Genomic DNA, 21,469 nt, shown 5'->3' with positions numbered 1-21,469 from the left:
ATGACCACCAAGGCACTGCCGCCCGTCGTCGACGCCGAGACCTGGCGACGCCATCTCGACGAGCTGCGCGCCCGGGAGAAGGCCGCGACCCGGGAGCTCGACGCGATCGCCGCGGAGCGCCGCCGGATGCCGATGGTCGAGATGCCCGCCTACACCCTGGAGGGCGAGGAGGGCCCGGTCGGGCTGGCCGACGTCTTCGACGGCCGGTCCCAGCTGATCGTCTACAACCACATGTGGTTCCCCGGCAAGACGTGGCAGTGCCCGGGCTGCACGGGCTTCACGTCGCAGTTCACGCGGCTGGAGTTCCTGGACGCCTACGACGCCCGGTTCGTCATCGTCACCCAGGGCCCGCTCGACGAGGCCCTCGCCTACAAGCGGCGGGTCGGCAACAAGATGACCTGGTACTCCACGGCGAACAGCCCGTTCGGCACGGACGTGGGCGCCCCGCCCGGCGGCGGCTTCGCGGTCAACGTGTTCCTGCGCGACGGCGACACCGTCTACCGCACCTGGCACACCGAGGGCCGCGGCACCGAGCAGCTCAGCCACACCTTCCCGCTGATCGATGTGCTGCCGTACGGGCGCCAGGAGGAGTGGCAGGACGTCCCGGACGGCTGGCCCCAGTCCCCCACCTACAGCCGCTGGCCCGGCAGCAAGGACATAGCGGCCCTCTACGGCGAGGACGCCTAGAGCCCCGGGTGCCTGCGGCGTGAACCACGGCCGAGGGCGGGTCCCCCCGTCCTCGGCCTGTGCGTGCCGCCGTCACGCGGAAACCGTGAGTTCCGCACGTCCCCGGGAGTGCCGCCGTCACGGATCGGGTGTGCGGAACGCCCATATGATCGACTCGTGGTGGGGATGGCAGCCGGGGGCGCGGCGTGATCCGCGTGCTGATCGCCGAGGACATGGACCTCCTGCGGGAGGCGCTCGCCGAACTCCTCGACCTGGAGGACGACGTGCAGGTCGTGGCGCGGGTGGCCGCCGGCGACCGGATCGTCCCGGAGGCCGAGCGCCACGCGCCCGACGTGGCGATCGTCGACATCGACCTGCCCGGAATGGACGGCGTCACCGCCGCCGCGCTCCTGCGGTCGCGGGTGCCCGGCTGCCGGGTGCTGATCCTCACCGCGCTGAGCAGGCCCGGCGAGCTGCGCCGCGCGCTGGACGCCGACGTCGCCGGGTTCCTGCCCAAGGACGTCCGGCCGGACGAGCTGGCGGCGGCCGTCCGCACCGTCGCCGCGGGCGGCACGACGATCGACCAGGCGCTGGCGGTGTCCGCGCTGAGGGCGCCGCAGAGCCCGCTCACCCAGCGGGAGACCGAGGTGCTGCGCCTGTCGGCGACCGGCGCCCGGCCGCTGGAGATCGCCGAACGGCTGTTCCTGTCCCACGGGACGGTGCGCAACTACCTGGCCTCAGCGGCCGGCAAGCTCGGCGCCCGCAACCGGGTCGACGCCATCCGCATCGCCACCGAGGCCGGCTGGCTCTGACGGGAACTCGGCCACCACCTCGAACCCGCCTTCCGGCCGCGGCCCCGCCGACAGCCGTCCCGCGGCCCGCGCCGCCAGGCTCTCCAGCCCCACGCCCCCGGCGCCCGGCCCCGGCGGCGCGCCGACGCCGTCGTCGACGATCCGCAGCCGCACGGCGCCGTCCGCGCCGGTGACCGTGATGGAGCAGGTGCGCGCCCGGCTGTGCCGCAGGACGTTGGTGACGCCCTCGCGGAGCACGGCGGCCAGGGCGGTGCCCGTCTCCTCCGGCAGCGGCCCCGCCGCGACCTCGGCCCGGACGGCCAGGCCCGCGGCCTCCAGCACCTCGACCGCCGCGCCGACCTCCCGGCCCAGCTCGAGCCGGACCCGTCCGCCCGCGATCGAGCCGAGCTCGGCCTCCGCCTTCTCCAGCACCGGGACCAGCGCCGCCAGCTCCGTCGCGGCGCGGACCGGGTCGCGGTCGAGCAGCCGCAGGGCCAGCTCGCCGCGCAGCGCGACCGCCGACAGGCTGAAGCCCAGCACGTCGTGCAGGTCGCGGCCGATCCGGACGCGTTCGGCGGCGACGGCCGCCGCCGCCAGCTCGTGCCGCGCCCGTTCGAGCAGCACCACCAGGTCGGCGAGCCGCGACAGGCTGTAGAACAGCCACGCGAGGATCATGGTGGAGAGCAGCTCCGCCACCACGCCCGCCGGCGGGGAGACCGGCGGAGGGGTGACGGACAGCACGGCCACCAGCGCCAGCACGGCCGCGGCGATCGCCCACGACCTGGGCGGACGCACCCGGACCAGCACCGCGCCGACGAGCAGCCCCCACAGGCCCTCGACCACGCCCAGGACGTTCGCGACATAACTCCCGGGCCAGGCCACCGGGACCACCAGCAGGCCGAGCACGATCAGCCGTCCGCGCCCCGGCCGCGACAGCAGCAGCGGCACGGCCACCGCCAGCAGCGGGACCAGCAGGAACAGCCAGCGCGGGTCCCCGGCGAGAAGGAAGACGTTCACGACCGCCCTCACCGCCTGGATGAGCACCACCACAACGAGGATGACGCGGACGAACCTTGGCGACCTCACCGGCGGCGCCGCGCGGCCGCCGCCCGCGGCGCGGTAGCCGCTCGCCATCGAACGCACCTCGGCCAGCGTCCGCCTCGCCGTCTCCGTCGCCTCCCGCACCTCGGCGCGGGCGTCCTCGGGCGGCGCGCCGGCCGCCGCGGCCAGCCTGCCGGCGATCGTCCGCAGCCCGGTCCCCACGGTCCCGCGCAGCTCGGCGTCCATCCGCAGCCGTTCCCGGACCGTCTCCAGCGTGGCCAGCTCGTCGCGTGCGGCGTGCAGGTCCACGACCATCCTGCTGATGGTGTGCAGGCTGAACACGATCAGCGCGTCCGTCGCGACGGCCAGCGGCCGCCACACCCAGATACCGACCGGGTCCCCGGCCAGCAGACCGCCGACCGCCGTGCCCGCCAGGACGAGACCGAGCAGCGGCCAGGACACCCGCGCCGGAAGCGCGACCAGCACACCGGCCCCGATCGTCCAGGGCAGCCACTCCCAGTCCATGCCGACCAGCGCGAACGGCATGAGGGCGAGCACCACCAGCACCGCCAGCAGCCCGTACCGCACGCCCGCCCGCCACCGCCGCACCAGCAACGCCACCAACGGCGGATAGGGCGCCATGGCCACCACCCACACCTCGACGCCCAGGCCCTTCTGGACCGCGTTGAACAGCCGGATGCAGAACACCATCCCCAGCGCGGTCCACAACATCGCCCGCGCGACCCGCGCCCGAAACTCCCCAGCCCCCACGCCGCCTCCCGCAGCCCCAAACCCACCCATTCTCCCCCGCCCGACAAGCCCTCCACTTGACCAGCCACTACGCCGAGGGGAACGCCGGCACCCAGGGCGCACGGCGCAGGGCCCTGACTTGGGAGCTAATGGCACGCTGATAGCACAAAGACCCCGTTCCTAGATCAGGAACGGGGTCTTTTGGCTGGTGGGCGCGGACGGTTTCGAACCGCCGACTCCTCGCTTGTAAGCCAAGATCACCCAGCAAAGCCGCAGGTCCTGGCCCTGCACACGGGTACCCCACCGGCCGTCGACGTCCACCCATGTCCGCCACGACTGTCACCCAGTTAGACACTCCACGCGGCACAGCTCGGAAGCTGGACGACGGTCACTGATCACATCTCACCCGAACCTCGAGAGCCGCCTGCCCCGCCGGGACTTCGTCCGCCGACGCGCTCGGAGACTTCCAACCTCGAGCCCAAACGACCGCTGGTGAGAGCTATCTCCACACAGTCAAGGGCGCCGCTCCGCTGCCGCCTCGGCCAGCTCGGCGTGCGGCCGCTTCGGGCCCGGCCCAGCCAGCCGAGATCGAAACGGTGGACGAGGACTACCCACACGACCTGAGGAGGCTTAAGGAAGGTTCTCCGCCAATCCGGAGAAGACTGCCCCTGACGCCGCGATCAAGAGTACAATTTGGTCAATCGCGACAGCCCGATCCTACTGTGGACATGCGAGTCAAAGGATGAGTCTTCTGGAGACTATTGGGGATGACGAAATTATTAGGCGAAAGGAGAGATTTCGAACGACCTTACGAGATGAGGTAAATGATGTAGCTGTAGTAAATCAACACCTCCTCCACGGTTCATGCTTTGCGATAGACGAAACCAGCCACTACACCCTGAAACAGGAAGTAGCAGATCGGTTCTCACTGCAAGTCAATCAAGACATCTTCATTGTAGGATCGGCGAAGTTGGGGTTCAGTATCGCTCCACATAAGAGGTACCGCTCTTTCAGTGACAGCTCAGATATCGATATAGCCATAGTGAGTCATCGTCTATACGAGCGAGTTTGGCACGAAGTGAGCAACTATGTAGAGTCCGGCGCGGATTGGCCAAGGAAAAGCCAATTCGAGCGGTATGCAGCATGGGGCTGGATAAGGCCTGATAAATTGCCTTCGGGACCCTTATTTCCCTTTGCAGACGAATGGTGGGACTTCTTTCGGGGGTTGCAGTACTCGCGGAATTATGGCCCATATAAGATGGCGGCAGGACTTTATCACGATATGCATTTTTTAGTTAACTACCAGACTAGGGCAGTGGCGGCCTGTAGGGCCGATCAGATGGAAGGTTCCTAATGCAGACCTCAGCAACGAATAAGCGCATGCGGACCCTACTAACTGGGATACGCGATCAAACACTGATACCCAATCCACACTTTCAGCGTCGACTTGTTTGGTCGAACGCACATAAAATTGCGTTCTTGCAAACGGTCCTAGAAGGTTTGCCGTTCCCCGAAATTTTCATTTCGGCGGGAGAAGTTAACCCTGACACGGGGGACGGCACTGAACTCATCGTAGATGGCCAACAAAGGATGACGACCCTGTTTGAGTACTTCACAGGTTCGCGCGACCTTCGTTTTACTGGCAGCCCGATAGTGGAGTACAAGGAACTCGATCAGATACAGAAGGTCGCTTTCCTTGAATATGAAGTAGTCGTCCGGGACTTGGGACCGCTCACCGAGGATGAGACTCGCGATATCTTCCAACGCATCAATTCTACTAGGTATTCACTCAATGCAATGGAAGTGAATAGCTCTCGATATGACGGGGAGCTGAAGAAGTTTGCAGAGTTCCTTGCAAATTCAAGCTTCTTTATTAGACACAACATCTTCACCTCTCTCGATGGGCGGAGGATGAATGATGTTCGTTTCGTTCTGACACTCTTGATTACCATCATGAGCGGATACTTCAAGCGAGACGAGGAGCACGAAACCTACCTAGAAAGATACAACGACCAATTTCCCGATGAAGCCAAGATGAAAACGGAAATGCATGTCGTTTTCGATTTCATTGAATCCTGTCACTTCGACGAGAAGTCGCGGGTATGGCAAAAGGCTGACCTGCTCACGATTCTGGTCGAGCTGCATCGGGCGCTGATCGTTGACGGCCGTTCTCTCGATCCACTTTCTGTGGGGTCCACAATGACCGCCTTCTATGAGGAGGTGGAGTCCGTAACCCGCTCGGAGAGTCCTCAACCAGACGCTGCAGAGTACTACCGCCGAGTACGCTCGGGAATCAACGACAGGATAAGCCGGGCCAACCGTGGAGCTATCGTGCGAAGGCTCCTACTGAGTGCCGGCGAGATACCCTCAAAGTAAAATCGGATCATCGATAAGGGCTTCCAGGTCGGACGACACCTTCGTTCCGCCCGCGGCGACAGTATACGATCCAAGCCTCCAGTCCGCTGCGCCGGGGCAGCCGCCGCTGAACGTGCGTCAGGCTTCGGCATCGCCTTCTTGTACAGGGGCTGGCTTTGTTTCATGAATCACCGACCTCCAGTCATCGGCCCCCGCAAGCTTGCCGCAAGTCCCAAGCAAAGCCTTGCGCCATTTATCGGCCCGAGAAGAATCTTCTTCGAGGTCAGCAAGGATGACAAACAACTGAAGTCCCGTGATGAGACAGTGTCCTCTACTCTCACAATACGGGAGCATCTGGCTCGGAAAAGCATCCTGGACTCGCTCGTCGAGCGGCAATTCTCGCCAGGCATTGACTACAAGTATCCCCTTTGGTGCCTTTCCTGTCGCCTCGAGTTCTGCGGCCACCCACTTCTCAAGCTGAGCCGCATGTTTCTCTGCGGCACTCTTGCCTACCCCTTTAACTTCTACAACAGCATTTCCTTCCGGGAAAGCAACTTTCCAATCATCCCGTCCAGGGTCAGGCTCGATAACAATTCCACCGAGAGCCTCAAGAACCTTTCCAACCTCCACCTCAAGTGCCCGGCCACTGCCAAGAAACAGCTGATCGCGAGCCTCGGCAGCTTCTTTCTGCTGCTGAAGCTTTGCAAGTTTGTTCCGAGCCGATTCCACGCGTTTCTGCTGCTTTGTAAGCTCCTGCTGAATCTGCTCTTCTCGGGTCGTTGAATATCGCTCCATCCAGGTGGGTCTGCTGTGAGTAGCGCTGCCGACGAGCTGGCTGATCGCCTCAAGAAGATCCGCCTGAAAAGTCGGCGCCTCTTCGATATAGAGGTCCTCGTCTTCCTCGCCTTCCTCGTCTTCGACGTCTTCCTCATCCAAGCGCAGATCGACGACTGGCAGTAGAATCAGATATCCCCCGTCCTCTCTCCGATCGATTGAACTGACGACTCGATCGGTTCCGGTCACTCGAGCAACGGCCGTTCCCGGATACCTCGATAGAACCGCCTTGTATGCCAAATACTCCTTGTATTTCCGCAGCAGGCCAACTATTGGCCCATCGCCCACAAATTCGATTCTTGAGCCGCGAGCACGCGATGGATTAACCTCGCACGGCAAAGCCGACAGGAGATCAAAAAGAGAAACCATATTTGTGGTGATACGGTTTCTTCCCGTGCCAGAATGTTCGCGTTGTCCGGTGTCGATGTAGCAAAGTTGAGGCGGACGTGAAATCACCACAAGAGTTCGCCCAGAGCGAATGAATTCTCTAAATTCATTCGCCCTTCTATCGGCGTCCGCCTGTATGCGAACAGAAATTCCCTCTGCCAGGCACGGGAGCCCTCTATAAGTGTCGCTATGGGTAGCATAGAAGCGCAAACTTTCGGCAGGATCCCAGATCACAACATCATAGTCGAATGCACTGAAGTCTCCCGCAAAAGTGGCTCGAGTGGCCTCGCCATAGACAGGGTCGTAGTCTAGGGATAGTAGACGCATATTGTGATTATGGCATGTGACGTCTCCCCCCGCCTGTCATTTGCTGCGGATCGCACCACCTAGCACGGCAAGCATTGTCACTACGAGCTGCAGCCGAGCCGTCCGTTGCCTGAGCGAGTGTGAAGCGGGGCCTCGCAAGCACCACGTCGCGGGTGGCGGCACTCCCTGCCTGTGACGCCTTCTCGCCGTTCGCGCGGGCGCACCGCCGGAACGGTTCGTCTTCTAATGTCAGTCCAACCAGTGAGGCCGGATGTCCTCGGACGGGTATGCCCCGGCCGGACGGCGCAACGATGGCCAGCAGACTCTCGGGAACACTGCCGGACGATACTGATCTCGCTCGTAGTCAAGACAGGACCTGCGACCGGTGGACGTCAGCCGAGTATTTGAATGCCGTCATGTTGGCGGATGGGGACGGTTGAACGGGCGGCCATGGCGTCTTGGACTCGGATGGCGAAGGCTTCGTCGGCCAGCTCGGCGACTTCGTCGGCGGTGACCCAGCGGAAGGCGGAGGTCTCGTCGGACTCTCGAAGGGAGCCGGCCTCGGCCTTGCAGCGGAAGACCAGGGCAACGATGCCACGGGTCATGTTCTTGTAGACGCCGGTCAGGGCGATCGGCGTCACGTCCAGGCCGGTCTCCTCCTGCACCTCGCGGCGAAGGCCCGTGATGATGTCCTCGTCCTGCTCCAGGACGCCCCCGGGTGCCTCCCAGTGGCCGTTGTCACGGCGCTGGATGAGGAGGGCTCGACCGTGGTCGTCAACGACGACCCCCGCCACGCTGACGGAGTGGCGACTGTCGGGCATTTCGCAAGCTCCTCTGACCAGGTCCGGCTACTAGACTCAACGCTAGTACACGTACGTACGAGTTGAGGAGTTGGCCGCGCGTGGGCGAGCTGGGGTTGCCAGACCTGGATCCGACTAGCGATCGGCCGGTCTTCAAGCAGATCGCTGATCACCTGCGGGCGGCGATCGACAGCAAGGAGCTCGCACCGGGCGAGAAGCTGCCTTCGGAGAGCCAGCTGATTGGGCACTACGACGTGGCCAGGATGACGGTGCGGCACGCTCTCCAGATTCTGCAAAGCGAGGGGCTGACCGTCGCTGAGCATGGCAAGGGTGTTTTTGTTCGGTCCCGGCCCCCGGTACGGAGGCTGGCCTCCGACCGCTTTGCTCGGCATCATCGCGAAGAAGGTAAGGCTGCTTTCATCGCCGAGGCCGAAGAGGCCGGCGTCAAGCCGTCGGTCGACTCCATCAACATCACGGAAAGCACGCCATCGCCAGATGTTGCGTCGAAGCTGGATCTCGCGAGTGGTGAGCTGGTCATCGTCCGGGCGCGTCGATATCTGCTCAACGGGCACCCCGTGGAAACAGCAACCTCGTACATCCCAGCCTCGATCGCTCGCGACTCGCAGATTGCGCAGCCCAACAGCGGCCCCGGCGGGATCTACGCCCGCTTGGAGGAACTCGGCCACCGTCTCGACCACTTCACCGAGGAGATCCGCGCCCGGATGCCGCTCCGCGATGAGGCCCGGGCGCTGAAGCTCGCGCCCGGAGTGCCGGTGTTCCATCTGGTGCGCACGGCCTATGACCAGGCCGGACGACCGGTCGAGGTCTGCGACACGGTCATGTCGAGTGACGCGTACGTCCTCTCGTACGAGCTTCCAGCCCGGTAGCGCTTGACTCATCTAGACGAGTTGTGTCACGGTCTGGACGTACTCCTCTAGACGTCTAGGTGTCCTTCTGGACGTCTCTGGACACACCGGGCTCTCGCCGTTGTGCGGCAGAGCCGTCAAGGGAGGTTCCCACTCGATGACCACCATGACTTCGGGCGCCGTTGAGGCGCCGCCGGTGCGGCTGTACCGGGTCAGCGAGGCGATGGAGTTGCTGTCGCTGTCCCGGTCGGTGATCTACGAGCTGATCCGGTCGGGGCGGCTGCGGTCGGTCCAGGAGGGCCGCTCGCGCCGGATCCCCGGCTCGGCCATCGCCGAGTACATCGCGCTGCTGGAGAGCGAGGCCGGCTGATGGCCCGCGAGCGCCGCAGGCCCGGCTCCGACCTGGCGATTAAGCCGGTGGCCGCCGAGGGGATGCCCGCGGCCGGTCTCCGGATCCGGCTGATCGGTCTGCCGGACGAGGTGCTGGCCGGGGCCGAGGTCCTGGCCGAGGCGTTCGACCTGATCGAGGTGTCGTCGGCGTACCCGTGCCGTGGCGCCTCTCGGAACGTGCGCGCCTACCTGCAGGTGCGCCTCATGAGCCCCCGAACGTAGAGCGGCCCTCGTCATGGCGACGCAACCGCCTGACGAGGGCCTTGATTGGACCTCAGGAGGTCCAACCCGATGAACCTTCATTCTGACACTCCCTCGGCCCCGTTCTGGGTCGACGCGGAGTACGACCGGGAGTACGCCAGTGACGGCGTCTCCCGGTACGGCGCCTACGTGCGGGACCGGCTGGGCGGCTCGTTCGCCGAGTGCTGGGACGGGACGTGGGGCGAGGCTTCGACCAGGCTGGCCGAGTTCGCGGCCGCGGCCTGGCGGACGGCGACCGGGCCGGTCATGGCGCCCGGCTACGTCCGCCACCACTCGCGAGTGTTGAGCACCTGCGTGGAGCGGAGCCAGTGGGACGGAACACTGGTCGCGGCCGTGAGCCTGGTGGCTCCCTGGCCGACGGCGCTGGCCCAGTCGTTCGACTGGCAGCGCGGCCGGTACTGGCGCGACTGGCCCACGGAACTTCGCGGTGAGGGCTACGACTACGTCGACCCCACCGAGAAGGACGTGACCGAGTACCCGTTCATGCAGGCCAGCCTCGCGCTGACGTTCGCCGTTCCGGTCGGCCTGTTGCCGGCGGCTCCGAGCGGTCCGACCGACGGTGTCGAGTACGCCGCCCGGCAGGCCGTCGCAGGGATGGTCACCGAGCTGAACCGCGTGATCGGGCCGGTCCTGGACGTCCTGGAGGGAGGGCGTTCGCGATGACGATCCTGAACAGGAAGCCGCGGACCTCCCACGCGCCGGCGAGCCCGGAGGAGCTGACCCGTGAGCTGCAGCGGCAGCGGGAGCTGGCGGACGCGCGGCGGGTCGATGAGCTGGAGCGGCTCCGGGCGGCGGCCGGCCACGGCCGGGCGCGGGCGGACGTGGCCGAGGAGTCGCGGCTGGCCGAGTTGGCGCGGGCCGAACGTGAGGCCGACGTCCAGGCCGAGGCGGAGCTGGCTCGGATGCACCGGCAGTTCCGGGCGGCCGGTGAGCGGACGCGGGTCAAGGCGCTGATGGCGCGGTCCGGGGAGGCTCGTGCGCTGCGCCTGGAGTGGCTGCGCAGCCGGAACCTGCACGTCCTGGTGCCGTTGCTGGTCGGGTTCGGCATCTGGTCGACGACCGGTGTCCAGCAGGGCGCCGCACGCATCATGCAGGTCGATTCGCACAGCCCGGTGTGGTGGGCGCTGTGGGGCTTGGAGGCTCTGCTGATCGGCACGGTGTGCTGGATCATCGTCGTCCGCGCACGGCTGGCCGGCGCGGGCGGTGAGCTGTCGAGGCAGGCGGAGAAGATCGGTGTGGGCTGTCTGACCACGTCGGTCCTCCTCAACCTGGTCGCGGCCGTGCCCGCCGGCCACAGCGCCCACGTGTCCGTATGGGCGGTCATGGGGGCGATGTTCGCTCACGCGCTCGGGCCGGTCGGCGCGGCCGTGACGGCGCACCTCATCGGCGTGATCGACAGGTCGATCAGCACGGCCGATCCCTGGCATGACAACGACGGTCGGGCGATGCCGCGGCTGGCAGAGATGGATCTGCGAAGCGCCGGATCGGCGCTCGCCGAGCGCGGCACCGCCGTTCCTCCTCTGGACGCTTCCGACAGCGCCAAGGAAGGTGACGCTGAGCGCGCCGGCATCGTCCCGGTGATGGCGTGGCCGGTCGCCAGCGGGCAGCGGCGAATCCTGCCGGTCATCGCTCGCCCCACCCCGGCCCGGACTACCGCCGAGGGCGGCGAGACGAGGCCGCGAATCGGTGACGACCGGCCGCAACAGCGGAAGTCGGAAGCGCCCCGTAAGCGGCGTCCGAACAAGGGCGTCCGGGTGCCGGAGAGCGCGAAGCCCGCACCGCCGCGTGCGCTCACCGACGAACAGCAGTGCGAGCGAATGGTCGCTGCGATCGACCGGGGCGAGCTGCCCGAGGACGCGTCCATTCGCCAGGTCCAGAGCGCTCTCGGCCTCGGGTTCACGCGAGCCAAGAAGGTCAAGGAGCTGTACGCCGAGCAGCTCGCGGACATCGAGCGAGCCATCGTCCAGGCGCTGCCCGAGCCGGACGAGCCGTCGGCGACGTCGCGCGCCGAGCTGTCCGTGGTGGGCGGCGAGCGGTGATGACGGCCTTCCGCACCGGACGCCACGCCTGACCAGAGCCGGATATCTCCCGGCCCCCATCGTCTCGGGCACTTCCGCCCGTGACCAGCACAAAAGGGCCCCGCCGGCAGCCTGGCACGCATAACGGCGGGGCCCACCTCAAGAGAGGCAGGTCCAAGTATGTCCGATCAGAGCCGGTCCAGCAGCGGAGGCACCGCGACCGCGCCCACGTCCTCCATGTGGGGCAAGAAGGGCCGCGGCTACCCCGAGCTGGCCAAGGGCGGCAAGAAGTGAGCGGCAAGGCGTGCTGCCCGACGTGCGGTAGCGCGCAGAACGTGACCTACAAGGGCCGCGAGGGCGGCACCGGACCGAGCCAGGACGTCTGGCGGTGCTCCCGGGACGGCGAGTTCCGCACCACCGCCCGCTGACGACACGGCACCAGGGGGCCGGCTCCGGCCGAGTCGGCCCCCTCTCCCCCAAGACAACACAGGAGTTTCTCCGATGTTGAAGACCATTCCCGACGCGTTGCGAGCGCGGATTGACCGCTCGGCCGCGCGCCGCCGGTACGCCGACCTGCAGGACACCCTGAACGAGACATTCGACGACCTGTACGTGGTCCAGGACCACGACGACCGGGCGGCGCTGGAGGACCGCGCCGCGCAGCTCGCCGAGCAGCTGGCCGAGACGCACACCGCCGCGTGGGGCCGCGACGTCGACGCGGACGGACGGCCGATGGCCTACTCGCTGGCCTGCCAGGCGGCGTTGCTGCGTCAGGTCGCCGCGACCGAGCGCGCGGTCATTGGTGCGGTCAGTTGGCCGGACACCGAGCCGCTTCCGGGTGACGAGTACAGGACCGAGCTGTTGGCCTGGACGGAACTCGCGCACACCTCGGCGCCTGACCGGCGCGCGTCCTGCTTGCGGCGGCTGCGCTCGCTGGCCGCTGATCACCTGGGCGACCGGGCCGCCGAGGTCCTGGTCGTGCTCGCCGAGGTCGAGGAGCATCGGGCCGGCGGCAGCACCGAACGCCCGCGCCGGTATCGGCTGTCGCGGGTGCTGATCGGCGCGCTGATGGCCGTGCTCGCCGTCGTCGGTGTCGTCCCGGGCCTGGACGTCCTCGGCCGGATCGTGCTGTGGGCCATCGTCCTCGGGACGGCGTACGTGGCGCTATGCGTCTACGTCGGCGTCCGCGGCCGCGCCCAAGGGGTGAACCGATGAGCGCCCGGGCCCGGGCGCGGCGGTCGCTGGCCAGGGCGGTGCTGCTGTTCCTCCTGGTCTTCCTGGTGGTGTGGGCGGCGCTGACGATGTGGACGGCGATGTACGGCAACGCCGCCTGCATGGTCGCGGCGCTGACCGCCTGGTGGGCCGTCCGCTCGCGCCCTTTTGCCCGGAGGCGGCGGTGAACGCGACGCAAGGCGCCGCCCAGGGCTCGAGCTTGTCGCGGCACTTCCGGATCCAGACGCCGCCCGGCCCCTCCTTCTGGGAGCGGTTCGGCCCGGTGGCTCGCGGCGTGCTCGCCGTGCTGTCGCTGCTGGCGACGGCGCTGGACGCGCTGGTGACCGCCTTGCTGGGCACGGCGCCGCTTGCTCCGCGTCTGTGCAGGGCCGGGCGGGTGCTGGCCGATGAGTACCGGGCCGGACGCGCCGGCGCCGTCGACGCCGAGGTCATCGACGACAACGAGAAGCAGAAGGTGTGGCGATGAGCAACATCACCGAGCTGTCCAACGTGGAGTTCCGCGGCTCGCTCGGCGAGGCGTTCAAGACCTACGGCCAGGAGCTGGAGGCGCTGGCCGACCGGTGGAAGACCGAGCTGGAGATCGCCGCCGTGGACGCCGAGGCCGCGATGGGCACGATGAAGGGCCACCTGCTGCTGTTCGGTCTGGACTCCAAGATCCGAGCCCGCCGCGTGGCCAAGCGACTCAAGCGCGCGCAGGACCTGGCCGCCTCGGTCGCTGACAGCGCCGACCAGTTCCACCGCTCCTACCGCAAGCACTTCAAGCCGTCCTGACCCGATCGGGGCGGCCGGGTCCTCATAGGTCGGCCGCCCCGATCCGGGATGTGCCGTGAGAAGGAATCGCAGGAGGTCAACGTCAGATGGGTTCGGGAAGCCGGCGGCTGGACGAGATCGCCGCCATCGAGTTCCGCGGCAAGGTGCCCCGACAGGTCGCCGCCTACGCCAAGGCCACCCAGCGCTTCGCGCACGACCTGGCGCGCGAGCTGGACGCCGCCGAGTCGGCCGCGGACGCGGCGATGCGGCAGCTCAAGGGGCACCCGCTGCTCGCCGGGGTGGACGTGGCCGTCCGGGCCTGGTGGGTGAGCAGGCATCTGCGCGACGCCCGGGAGCTGGTCGAGGGGGTCAGTGCCGAGGCGGTGAAGTTCAACATCCAGTTCCGCAACGAGTTCCTCGACGGCGAGGACCGCTCCACCAAGAAGAGCGACTACAAGGGCGAGGTTGATCTGTGATGGCTCGCAAGACGCAGAGCCTGCAGCTGGTGCAGGACGCGACGATGGAGCGCATCGCCGTGTCGGCGGTGTCCAAGGTGGGCGTGCTGGTGCCGCCGTGGGCGGTGCTCGGCCTGGAGGCCGCCGGCGGCGCGGTGTCGCACGCGATGTGGGGTGCGGCGCCGGCGGTGACGTGGGCGGCGGCCGGATGCACGCTCGGTTCCACGCTGCTGACCGCGCTGACCTGGTTGGCAACCCACCGGCGGCGGATGCTCGGACGAGTCCACTCCACCGTGACCGCAGGTGCCGCGACCAGCTGGTTCACCGTGGCCACCATCACCGGCGTGACCGCCGACACCACGGCGGGGGCGTTGTTCTTCGGTGGTGCGACGCTGGCGTTGAGCTGGAACATCCGGACCGTGATCCGCGGCCAGGGCGACGGGGAGTCGTCCGAGGACGCGCTCGGCTCGCTGTTCGACCGGGCCAAGGAGCAGGCCGGGCTCAAGGGTGCACGGGTGCGCGCCACCGAGGTCACCGATCACAAGGTCAAGGGGCAGATGCAGCTCCCGGCCGGGGAGAAGACCGCCGAGGACGCCATCAAGGCCACCGACCGCATCGAGTCCGGGATGCGGCTGCCTCCCGGCTCGGTGATCGTGGCTAGGGACGACGACCGCGCCGACCGGGCGCACGTCACCGTCTCCGACCCGCGCGCCATCCGCCGTCCGATCGCCTGGCCGGGGCCGTCCCGTCCGGGCGGCTCGGTGGACGAGCCGCTGCGGATCGGGATCTACCAGGACGGCGACGAGGTCGAGTACCGGTTCGTCGGCCATCACCTGCAGATCATGGGCATGACCGGCAGCGGCAAGTCCATCGGTGGCGCGTGGAACATCGTCGCCGAGATCATCACCCGCGTCGACGCCGCCGTGTTCTCCATCGACGTCTCCAAGGACGACCAGACCATGGGGCCGCTCAACGCGGGGCTGCATCGCTTCGAGACCGGCAAGGCCGGCGCGGTCGACCTCATCCGGGCGATGCACGCCGCGATCCCCGAGCGCACCAAGTGGCTGGCCGCGCACGGGTACCAGGCATGGGAGCCAGGATGCGGGCTGACCTACTGGTACCTGCACATCGAGGAAGTCCCCAAGCTGTTCAACGAGCTGGCCGGAGAGGACGAGGAGCGGCTGGCGGAGATCCTCAAGGAGATCCGCTCGGCGGGCGGCAGCGTCATCCTGTCGCTGCAGCGCGCCGACTACACGCAGATCCCCACGCTGATCCGCTCCCAGATGGCCAAGATGTGCTTCGGGCTGTCCGATCCGGACGACGTCAAGTACGGCGTGTCCGCGCGGCAGCGCAAGGCGGGCGTCGAGCCGCACGAGTGGGAAGACCACTACCCCGGCATGGCCTACCTGGACGGCAAGAGCGTCCGGTCCACGCACTACGCGATGCCGCTGCGCACCTTCTCCTGGGGTACCGGCAGCGCGGAGGCCAACGCTGCGATGGCCTCGCACGCCGCCAGGTTCCCGGCCGCTGCCAAGGACGTCGACCACTTCACCGCCGCGCTGAGCCGCCTTCGGACGCCGACGCCCGTCCAGGCCCCGGCCGTGGCTCCTCCAACAGCGAGCCCCGCCCTGCGGGCTCGTGAGGACGACGTCGTCCAGGACGAGGAGCGCGAGGCGTTCGCTGCCGACTTCGCCGAGCTGCTCGGCGACGCGGCGGAGCTGGTCATCGCCGTCCAGCACGCGTCACCGCAGATGCTGCAGCGCAAGCTCCGTGTCGGCCGTGAGGACTCCCTGCGGCTCCTGGAGGCCCTGGAGCGCAAGGGCGTCGTCGGACCCGCCGGCGACGACGGTGAAGGCCGCCCCGTCCTGATGAACGCCGCCGACGGCGCTGAGGCGGCTGCTCGGCTGCGAGACAGCGGTGACCCGGTGGCGGCCGCGCTCCGCACCGACGACCCCGATCCGGCCGTCACCGCGGGGGCCGGCGACCGGGTCCAGGAGCCGACCGACGCCGAGGCCGAAAGCCTCGTTACCGAGGACGACGACCGTGAGCCGATGACACCGGCCGCCGCCCGCGGGCTGGTGTACGACTGGCTCCGCCACCGCCAGGAGAGCCGGAGGCCGTCGTTCACCGCCTCCGACTCCGAACTGACCGCCGTCCGCAATCGCTCTGGCAACGGCCGCGCCTGGATCTACAAGGTCCTCAAGGACCTGACCGCCCGCGGCGTTCTCCGGGCCGACAAGTCCGGTAGCAGCACGACGTTCACCATCGCCGACCTGTCGCCCCTGGACCGCGACGATCTCGGGCACGCCGCATGAGCGGCCGTGTGACCGTGACGCCGCCGCGCGCGAGGCCCGGCTTCCGTGCGGCTGCGCGTGGGGGCGTGCCCGCAGCGCGGATGATCTTGTCACACGCCTGTCACGGGCACGTGCCACACCCGCGTCACGGGCGCCGTGTCAAGGCGTCACACCGCCTCTGACCTGTAACTCCCTCCCCCAGCCCCTACCTGTGGCCCTGACCGGTGTCACGGGTTCAGCCGAACGACTCTCGCCGGCCGACCTGAAGAGCAGAGCCCGGCCACCGGCTCCGGTGGACCGGGCCTCTCTCGGCCCGTCGAGTCACATCCGTCCCGTCCCGCTCACCGCTCGCGGACGGCCTCGTCTTCGCCGTGGAGGACCAATGAGATCTGCCTGGGCACGCCCGCCCGGACGACACAGCGTCTTGAGGACGGTCACCCGATGACCAAGCCTCCGCTTCGCGTCGTGGACGATCGCCAGGACGACCAGAGCCTGTCCCAGGCGCTCCCCCACGACCTCGGAGCCGAACGACAGGTCCTCGGGGCGATGATGCTGTCCGCGCGAGCCGTAGCCGACGCCCGAGACGTGCTCGACGGCAGCGAGTTCTACCGGCCCGCCCATCAGGTGATCTGGCAGGCCATCTGTGACCTCGCCGACCGTGGCGACCCCTGCGAACCCACCGCGGTCGCCGCCGAGCTCGGCCCGCGCCGACTCGGCAAGGTCGGTGGCGGTCCCTACCTGCACACCCTGATCCAGGACACGGTGTCCTCGACACAGGCCGCCTACTACGCGCGCCGTCTGGCCGATCTCGCCTACGCCCGGACCGTCGCGACGACCGGCATCCGCCTCACCCAGCTCGGCCACCAGGCGGCCGACGGCGACACCACCGACCTACGCGGCGCCGTCACCTCGGCCGTCCAGGAGATCACCGCACCGGACGCCCGGGGGTGGCCGACCCCCACGCCGCTCGAGGCGGCCCGCATCCTGCCGACGTTCCCGTTGCCGATGCTGCCGGACTGGCTGGCCGAGTACGCCGCCCGGCTGGCCGAGCAGACCCAGACGCCGCCCGACCTGGCGGGCTGTCTCGCCCTGGCCGTGCTCGCGGTCGCCGCCGGCGGCAAGGTCTGGGTCCAAGCGCGCGGCTGGCACGAACCGACCAACATCTTCACCGTCATTGCCCTCGGGCCTGGAAACCGGAAATCCGAAGTGTTCGCGGCGATGACCGGCCCGATCCGCGCCGCCGAGGCAATGCTGCGAGAGCAGGCCCAGCCGTACATCACCGACATCGCCATGCAGCGGCGCGTCGCCGAGGCGGACATGGAGAAGGCGGAAAAGGCCGCGATCAACGCCATTGACGCCGTAGTCCGCGAGCAGCACCTGGCCGACGCGCGCATCGCCGCCGAACGGCTCCAGGAGCTGCAGGTCCCGGCCGAGCCGCGGCTGTTCTCCGACGACGCCACGCCTGAAATTCTGACGTCTCAGCTCGCGCAGCAAGGCGGACGGATGGCCGTCCTCTCCCCAGAAGGCGAGATCTTCTCCATCGCCGCAGGGCGCTACAGCGGCGCACCGAACTTCGCCGTCCTCAAGCATGGCCACGCCGGTGAGGGAATGCGGATCGACCGCGTCGGGCGGCCGTCCGAGATCATCGAGTCCGCGCACGTCACACTCGGCATCTGTACTCAGCCTGACGTCCTGGCCGGACTCGCGGACACACCGCAATTCCGCGGCCAGGGCCTGCTCGGGCGCATCCTGTACGCCGTCCCCGCCTCCCTGCTCGGCTATCGCGACGCCAGCCCAGAACTGATCCCGCCACATGTCGCCCAGACCTACGCCGACACGCTCACCAGCCTCATCACCCGGCTACATGACCGCGACGAACCGATCAGCCTCAACTTCAGCGACTCCGCCATTGCCGCCGTCCAGGAGCTGCTTCGCGAGACCGAGCCGCGATACCGGCCCGGCAACGACCTCGCGCACATGCCCGACTGGGGCGGCAAGTACCCGGGCGCCGTCGTCCGCATCGCCGGCCTGCTCCACATAGCCCAACACCACCACGGCACCTGGGCCCGCCCCATCACCGCGGAGACCTTCGCCTGCGCCCGCCAGATCGGCGACTACTTCCTCGCGCACGCCCAGGCCGCCTACGACCTGATCGGCGCTGACCCCGACCTGGCCGACGCTCGCGCACTGCGCGACTGGATCGCACGCACCGGCACTCACCGCTTCACCGCCCGCGACGCCGTCCAAGCCCTCAGGCCCCGCTTCCGCAAGGTCGCCGACGTCGACGCCGGCCTACGCGTCCTGGAAACCCACGGCTGGATTAGGCGCCTGCCCGTCCCACCTCGCAGCGGAGGCGCCGGACGGGCACCCGCCGCCACCTACGAAACCCACCCGAACACCGCATCGGAGGGCACTTCGTGACCACCGCCCACCGTCACACACCGTCACTGGCCCGACCGGCTCACGGCCGCCCGCACCCTTGCACGCATGCACACAATGCACGGAAATCAATTGTTGTGCATTGTGTGCATGCGTGCAGCCGTGCAGAGCCACGTCCGGGCCTCGCCACCCATCACTCAACGTGACCCCTGACCCGGAAGAGGAACTCATGGCTGACGACGACCGGCGTGCGCCCGAGAGCCCGGACGAAGGCAACGGCGACAAGCCCAAGCGGCGCAGCCGCGGGGACGGTGGCCTGCACTGGGACAAGAGCCGACGCCGCTGGATCGCCTCCGTGACCGTCGGATACACCCCGCAGGGCAAGCGGATCGTCCGGAAGGGCAGCGGCAGGACCAAGACCGCCGCCAAGGAGGCGCTTCGCAAGGTCCTGCGTGACCACGAGGACGGCCTGCCGTCCGAGCCGGCGAAGTACACGGTCGGCGAGGCGGTGGAGTACTGGCTGAAGCACGGCCTCAGCGGCCGATCCGAGCGCACCGTGGAGATGAACCGGACGTTCGCCGAGAACCACGTCATCCCTGCCTTGGGCGCCCGCAAGCTCCGTGACCTGTCCGCCGAGGACGTGGACAACTGGCTCAAGGCCAAGTCCGAGGAGCTCAGCACGCGCTCTCTCAAGCTCGTCCATTCCATCCTGCACCGCTCGGTGCGGAAGGCCATGGCACGCGACAAGGTCCGGCGCAACGTCGTCGAACTGTGCGACGTCCCCGAGGGCCGGGAGGGGCGCCCGTCCAAAGCTCTAACGCTCGTCCAGGCAAAGGCCGTGCTCAACGCAGCCCGGAAAACCGAACCGAGGATCGGCGCCTACATCGTCCTTTCCCTGGCGACCGGGGCCCGTACCGAGGAACTGCGAGCGCTGGCCTGGGATCACGTCGTCGCCTACGTCGAGGACGCCGAACGATGGATTCCCGTCCAAGAAGCGGGCTGGAAACACGGTGCCTATGCCATGTACGTCTGGCGATCCGTCCGCAAGAAGGGCGACACCAAGACCAGGAAGTCCCGCCGCACCCTGAAATTGCCGCGAATCTGCGTCGAGGCGCTCCAACGGCTCCACGAGCACCAGGAGGCGATTCGCGAGAGCGCCGGCGACGCCACTTCCGAGCCCAGCCTGGTCTTCTGCACGCGCAGCGGCCTCCCGCTGTCGGCCGCCAACGTGCGGCGGGACTTCCGCAAGGTCCTCGACCAGGCCGAGCTGGTCGGCGCCGAGTGGGCGCCGCGGGAGATGCGGCACAGCTTCGTGTCGGTGCTGTCCGACCACGGCATCCCCATCGAGGACATCTCCCGGCTGGTAGGCCACCGCAGCACGGCCGTTACCGAGACCGTCTACCGCCTGCAGATCCGTCCCGTCATGGAGAAGGGCGCGACCGCCATGGACGGCATCTTCGCCGCCGAAGACGGCACGGACGAGAACCCTTAGTCACTCACTCTGTCACTCGGATGAGGAAGGGCCATGATCCAGCTTGCTGGATCATGGCCCTGACCTTGGTGGGCGCGGACGGTTTCGAACCGCCGACTCCTCGCTTGTAAGGCGAGTGCTCTACCCCTGAGCTACGCGCCCGCGTGCTCGTGACCGGGAAAGCGTACCTGGTTCGGTGGGGCGATCGCGAAACGGTGGCGGGACGGTCAGGAGGCGGGGGCCAGGCGGGTGAGGGCGGCGGCGAGGCGGTCGGCGGACGGGTCGGTGAGGTTGCCGAGGAGCTTGAGGGCGAAGCGCATCAGGGGCGGGCTGCCGAGGCCGGCGCGGGTGGCGGCGCGCATGACCGCGGGGTTCTCGATGGCGCGGGCGAAGGCGCGGCCGAGGGTGAAGGGGCGCCCGTTGGCCTGGCGGATCGCGGACGGGTAGGTGTAGAGGGCGCGCTCGCGGGCGCCGGGGGTGGGGGCGGCGAGGGCGGTCGTGACGGTCTCGGCGGCGATGCGGGCGGCTTCGAGGGCGTACGCGATGCCCTCCCCGTTGGACGGGTTGATCATGCCGCCGGAGTCGCCGGTGAGCAGGAGGCCCGGGAGGTAGTGGGGGCGGCGCGTGTAGCCCATGGGGAGGGCGGCGCCGCGGAGGGGGGACGTGGCGTTCTCCTCGGTGAAGCCCCAGTCGGGCGGGGTGCGGGCGAGCCAGTCGCCGAGGAGGCGGCGGTAGTCGGCGTGCGCGGTGCGGAGGAGGGCGACGCCGACGTTGCAGGTGCCGTCGCCCATGCCGAAGACCCAGCCGTATCCGGCGGGGACGAGGTCGAGCCACGCTTCGAGGTACGGGTCGTCGTGGCGGGGGCTGCGGTAGTAGCGGCGGGCGGCGGTGCCGATGGGGCGGTCGCGGCGGGGGTGCAGGCCGAGGGCGACGGAGAGGCGGGAGGACGCGCCGTCGGCGGCGATGACGATCGGCGCGCGGTGCTCGCCGGCGTCGGTGCGGACGCCGGTGACGCGGCCCGTCCGGTCCCGGAGCGGGGCGGTGACCTTGGTGTTCTGCGACAGGATCGCCCCGGCGGCGACGGCCCGGCGGGCGAGGATGTCGTCGAAGTCGTGGCGGGTGCGGGTGAGGCCGAAGGACGGGTAGGGGCCGCCGGACGGCCATGGGAGTTCGAGGAGGCGGTCGCCGGCGATGAGGCGGAGCCCCCGGTTGCGGAACCAGCCGGGGCCGTCGATGTCGATGCCCAGGTCGAGGAGTTCCCGGACGGCGCGCGGGGTGAGGCCGTCGCCGCAGACCTTCTCGCGGGGGAACGCGGACTTCTCCAGCACGTGGACGTCGAGTCCGGAGCGGGCGAGGTGGCAGGCGGCGGCCGAGCCGGCCGGCCCGGCTCCGACCACGATGACGTCGGGCATGCCGACATCG

The 21,469-nt window shown here is 68.3% G+C and carries 21 protein-coding genes and 1 tRNA gene; 17 read left to right on the top strand and 5 right to left on the bottom strand.

Features of this window, described 5'->3' with window-relative positions:
* Window positions 1–687, top strand: a complete 687-nt coding sequence (locus AB0C78_RS20480; protein ID WP_360750139.1) for a DUF899 family protein — start codon at window positions 1–3, stop codon at window positions 685–687.
* 185 nt (window positions 688–872) lie between these two features.
* Window positions 873–1,478, top strand: coding sequence for a response regulator transcription factor (locus AB0C78_RS20475; protein WP_360750137.1), 606 nt, complete (start codon window positions 873–875; stop codon window positions 1,476–1,478).
* Here the strand turns inward: AB0C78_RS20475 and AB0C78_RS20470 are convergent.
* On the bottom strand, window positions 1,404–3,269 hold the full coding sequence (locus AB0C78_RS20470; RefSeq protein WP_360750135.1) for a histidine kinase: 1,866 nt from the start codon (window positions 3,267–3,269) through the stop codon (window positions 1,404–1,406). The genes AB0C78_RS20475 and AB0C78_RS20470 overlap by 75 nt on opposite strands.
* 1,332 nt (window positions 3,270–4,601) lie before the next feature.
* Between AB0C78_RS20470 and AB0C78_RS20465 the strand changes: the two genes are divergently transcribed.
* Complete coding sequence (locus AB0C78_RS20465; protein ID WP_360750133.1) at window positions 4,602–5,624, top strand: DUF262 domain-containing protein; 1,023 nt, start codon at window positions 4,602–4,604, stop codon at window positions 5,622–5,624.
* 117 nt (window positions 5,625–5,741) lie between these two features.
* Here AB0C78_RS20465 and AB0C78_RS20460 read toward each other — a convergent pair whose 3' ends face one another.
* Window positions 5,742–7,151: a hypothetical protein gene (locus tag AB0C78_RS20460; RefSeq protein WP_360750131.1), complete on the bottom strand. Its 1,410-nt coding sequence runs from the start codon at window positions 7,149–7,151 to the stop codon at window positions 5,742–5,744.
* A gap of 371 nt (window positions 7,152–7,522) precedes the next feature.
* Window positions 7,523–7,951 (bottom strand): NUDIX hydrolase, encoded by a 429-nt coding sequence (locus tag AB0C78_RS20455; protein WP_360750129.1) that lies wholly within the window; start codon window positions 7,949–7,951, stop codon window positions 7,523–7,525.
* Window positions 7,952–8,031: 80 nt separating this feature from the next.
* On the opposite strand from AB0C78_RS20455, the gene AB0C78_RS20450 reads away from it, so the two are divergent.
* The 14 genes from AB0C78_RS20450 to AB0C78_RS20385 all read left to right on the top strand — a co-directional run bounded on the left by AB0C78_RS20450 (window position 8,032) and on the right by AB0C78_RS20385 (window position 20,068).
* Window positions 8,032–8,817: a GntR family transcriptional regulator gene (locus AB0C78_RS20450; RefSeq protein ID WP_360750127.1), complete on the top strand. Its 786-nt coding sequence runs from the start codon at window positions 8,032–8,034 to the stop codon at window positions 8,815–8,817.
* A 136-nt stretch (window positions 8,818–8,953) separates the two neighbouring features.
* The gene (locus tag AB0C78_RS20445; RefSeq protein ID WP_360750125.1) at window positions 8,954–9,166 is read left to right on the top strand and encodes a helix-turn-helix domain-containing protein; all 213 of its coding nucleotides are present in this window, start codon (window positions 8,954–8,956) and stop codon (window positions 9,164–9,166) included.
* Entirely contained in the window at window positions 9,166–9,408 is a 243-nt protein-coding gene (locus tag AB0C78_RS20440; protein ID WP_360750123.1) for a hypothetical protein, read from the top strand. Before AB0C78_RS20445 ends, AB0C78_RS20440 begins: the two co-directional genes overlap by 1 nt.
* 69 nt (window positions 9,409–9,477) lie before the next feature.
* Window positions 9,478–10,110: a hypothetical protein gene (locus tag AB0C78_RS20435; protein ID WP_360750121.1), complete on the top strand. Its 633-nt coding sequence runs from the start codon at window positions 9,478–9,480 to the stop codon at window positions 10,108–10,110.
* Window positions 10,107–11,486 (top strand): hypothetical protein, encoded by a 1,380-nt coding sequence (locus AB0C78_RS20430; RefSeq protein ID WP_360750119.1) that lies wholly within the window; start codon window positions 10,107–10,109, stop codon window positions 11,484–11,486. The genes AB0C78_RS20435 and AB0C78_RS20430 overlap by 4 nt, the downstream gene beginning before the upstream one ends.
* 269 nt (window positions 11,487–11,755) lie before the next feature.
* Window positions 11,756–11,893 carry a hypothetical protein gene (locus AB0C78_RS20425; protein ID WP_360750117.1) on the top strand — a complete coding sequence of 46 codons (138 nt, stop codon included), beginning with the start codon at window positions 11,756–11,758 and terminating at the stop codon, window positions 11,891–11,893.
* 73 nt (window positions 11,894–11,966) lie between these two features.
* On the top strand, window positions 11,967–12,680 hold the full coding sequence (locus AB0C78_RS20420; RefSeq protein WP_360750115.1) for a hypothetical protein: 714 nt from the start codon (window positions 11,967–11,969) through the stop codon (window positions 12,678–12,680).
* A complete protein-coding gene (locus AB0C78_RS20415) occupies window positions 12,677–12,865 on the top strand; it encodes a hypothetical protein (RefSeq protein WP_360750113.1) in 189 nt (62 codons plus the stop codon). The genes AB0C78_RS20420 and AB0C78_RS20415 overlap by 4 nt, the downstream gene beginning before the upstream one ends.
* Window positions 12,862–13,164, top strand: coding sequence for a hypothetical protein (locus AB0C78_RS20410; protein ID WP_360750111.1), 303 nt, complete (start codon window positions 12,862–12,864; stop codon window positions 13,162–13,164). The genes AB0C78_RS20415 and AB0C78_RS20410 overlap by 4 nt, the downstream gene beginning before the upstream one ends.
* Entirely contained in the window at window positions 13,161–13,469 is a 309-nt protein-coding gene (locus AB0C78_RS20405; RefSeq protein ID WP_360750109.1) for a hypothetical protein, read from the top strand. The genes AB0C78_RS20410 and AB0C78_RS20405 overlap by 4 nt, the downstream gene beginning before the upstream one ends.
* An 86-nt stretch (window positions 13,470–13,555) precedes the next feature.
* Window positions 13,556–13,924, top strand: coding sequence for a hypothetical protein (locus AB0C78_RS20400; RefSeq protein WP_360750107.1), 369 nt, complete (start codon window positions 13,556–13,558; stop codon window positions 13,922–13,924).
* Complete coding sequence (locus tag AB0C78_RS20395) at window positions 13,924–16,218, top strand: DNA translocase FtsK (protein ID WP_360750105.1); 2,295 nt, start codon at window positions 13,924–13,926, stop codon at window positions 16,216–16,218. Before AB0C78_RS20400 ends, AB0C78_RS20395 begins: the two co-directional genes overlap by 1 nt.
* Window positions 16,219–16,638: 420 nt before the next feature.
* Window positions 16,639–18,618 (top strand): DUF3987 domain-containing protein, encoded by a 1,980-nt coding sequence (locus tag AB0C78_RS20390; protein ID WP_360750103.1) that lies wholly within the window; start codon window positions 16,639–16,641, stop codon window positions 18,616–18,618.
* 187 nt (window positions 18,619–18,805) lie between these two features.
* Window positions 18,806–20,068: a tyrosine-type recombinase/integrase gene (locus AB0C78_RS20385; protein ID WP_360750101.1), complete on the top strand. Its 1,263-nt coding sequence runs from the start codon at window positions 18,806–18,808 to the stop codon at window positions 20,066–20,068.
* A gap of 66 nt (window positions 20,069–20,134) precedes the next feature.
* Here the strand turns inward: AB0C78_RS20385 and AB0C78_RS20380 are convergent.
* Window positions 20,135–20,209 (bottom strand) — tRNA-Val (locus AB0C78_RS20380).
* 65 nt (window positions 20,210–20,274) lie between these two features.
* Window positions 20,275–21,459, bottom strand: coding sequence for a geranylgeranyl reductase family protein (locus AB0C78_RS20375; RefSeq protein ID WP_360750099.1), 1,185 nt, complete (start codon window positions 21,457–21,459; stop codon window positions 20,275–20,277).
* Window positions 21,460–21,469: the final 10 nt, after the last annotated feature.

It is taken from the genome of Actinomadura sp. NPDC048394 (assembly GCF_040651755.1).
Taxonomy (GTDB): Bacteria; Actinomycetota; Actinomycetes; order Streptosporangiales; family Streptosporangiaceae; genus Spirillospora; species Spirillospora montaniterrae.
This window is presented reverse-complemented; position numbering and strand designations above follow the sequence as displayed.

What these genes read in the sequence shown, in the direction of transcription:
- AB0C78_RS20465 (WP_360750133.1), top strand. Translation starts at nt 4,602, where the DNA reads ATGCAGACCTCAGCAACGAATAAGCGCATGCGGACCCTACTAACTGGG.
- AB0C78_RS20430 (WP_360750119.1), top strand. Translation starts at nt 10,107, where the DNA reads ATGACGATCCTGAACAGGAAGCCGCGGACCTCCCACGCGCCGGCGAGC.
- AB0C78_RS20420 (WP_360750115.1), top strand. Translation starts at nt 11,967, where the DNA reads ATGTTGAAGACCATTCCCGACGCGTTGCGAGCGCGGATTGACCGCTCG.
- AB0C78_RS20455 (WP_360750129.1), bottom strand. Translation starts at nt 7,951, where the DNA reads ATGCCCGACAGTCGCCACTCCGTCAGCGTGGCGGGGGTCGTCGTTGAC.
- AB0C78_RS20445 (WP_360750125.1), top strand. Translation starts at nt 8,954, where the DNA reads ATGACCACCATGACTTCGGGCGCCGTTGAGGCGCCGCCGGTGCGGCTG.
- AB0C78_RS20385 (WP_360750101.1), top strand. Translation starts at nt 18,806, where the DNA reads ATGGCTGACGACGACCGGCGTGCGCCCGAGAGCCCGGACGAAGGCAAC.
- AB0C78_RS20460 (WP_360750131.1), bottom strand. Translation starts at nt 7,151, where the DNA reads ATGCGTCTACTATCCCTAGACTACGACCCTGTCTATGGCGAGGCCACT.
- AB0C78_RS20375 (WP_360750099.1), bottom strand. Translation starts at nt 21,459, where the DNA reads ATGCCCGACGTCATCGTGGTCGGAGCCGGGCCGGCCGGCTCGGCCGCC.
- AB0C78_RS20405 (WP_360750109.1), top strand. Translation starts at nt 13,161, where the DNA reads ATGAGCAACATCACCGAGCTGTCCAACGTGGAGTTCCGCGGCTCGCTC.
- AB0C78_RS20390 (WP_360750103.1), top strand. Translation starts at nt 16,639, where the DNA reads ATGACCAAGCCTCCGCTTCGCGTCGTGGACGATCGCCAGGACGACCAG.
- AB0C78_RS20415 (WP_360750113.1), top strand. Translation starts at nt 12,677, where the DNA reads ATGAGCGCCCGGGCCCGGGCGCGGCGGTCGCTGGCCAGGGCGGTGCTG.
- AB0C78_RS20435 (WP_360750121.1), top strand. Translation starts at nt 9,478, where the DNA reads ATGAACCTTCATTCTGACACTCCCTCGGCCCCGTTCTGGGTCGACGCG.
- AB0C78_RS20480 (WP_360750139.1), top strand. Translation starts at nt 1, where the DNA reads ATGACCACCAAGGCACTGCCGCCCGTCGTCGACGCCGAGACCTGGCGA.
- AB0C78_RS20400 (WP_360750107.1), top strand. Translation starts at nt 13,556, where the DNA reads ATGGGTTCGGGAAGCCGGCGGCTGGACGAGATCGCCGCCATCGAGTTC.
- AB0C78_RS20440 (WP_360750123.1), top strand. Translation starts at nt 9,166, where the DNA reads ATGGCCCGCGAGCGCCGCAGGCCCGGCTCCGACCTGGCGATTAAGCCG.
- AB0C78_RS20395 (WP_360750105.1), top strand. Translation starts at nt 13,924, where the DNA reads ATGGCTCGCAAGACGCAGAGCCTGCAGCTGGTGCAGGACGCGACGATG.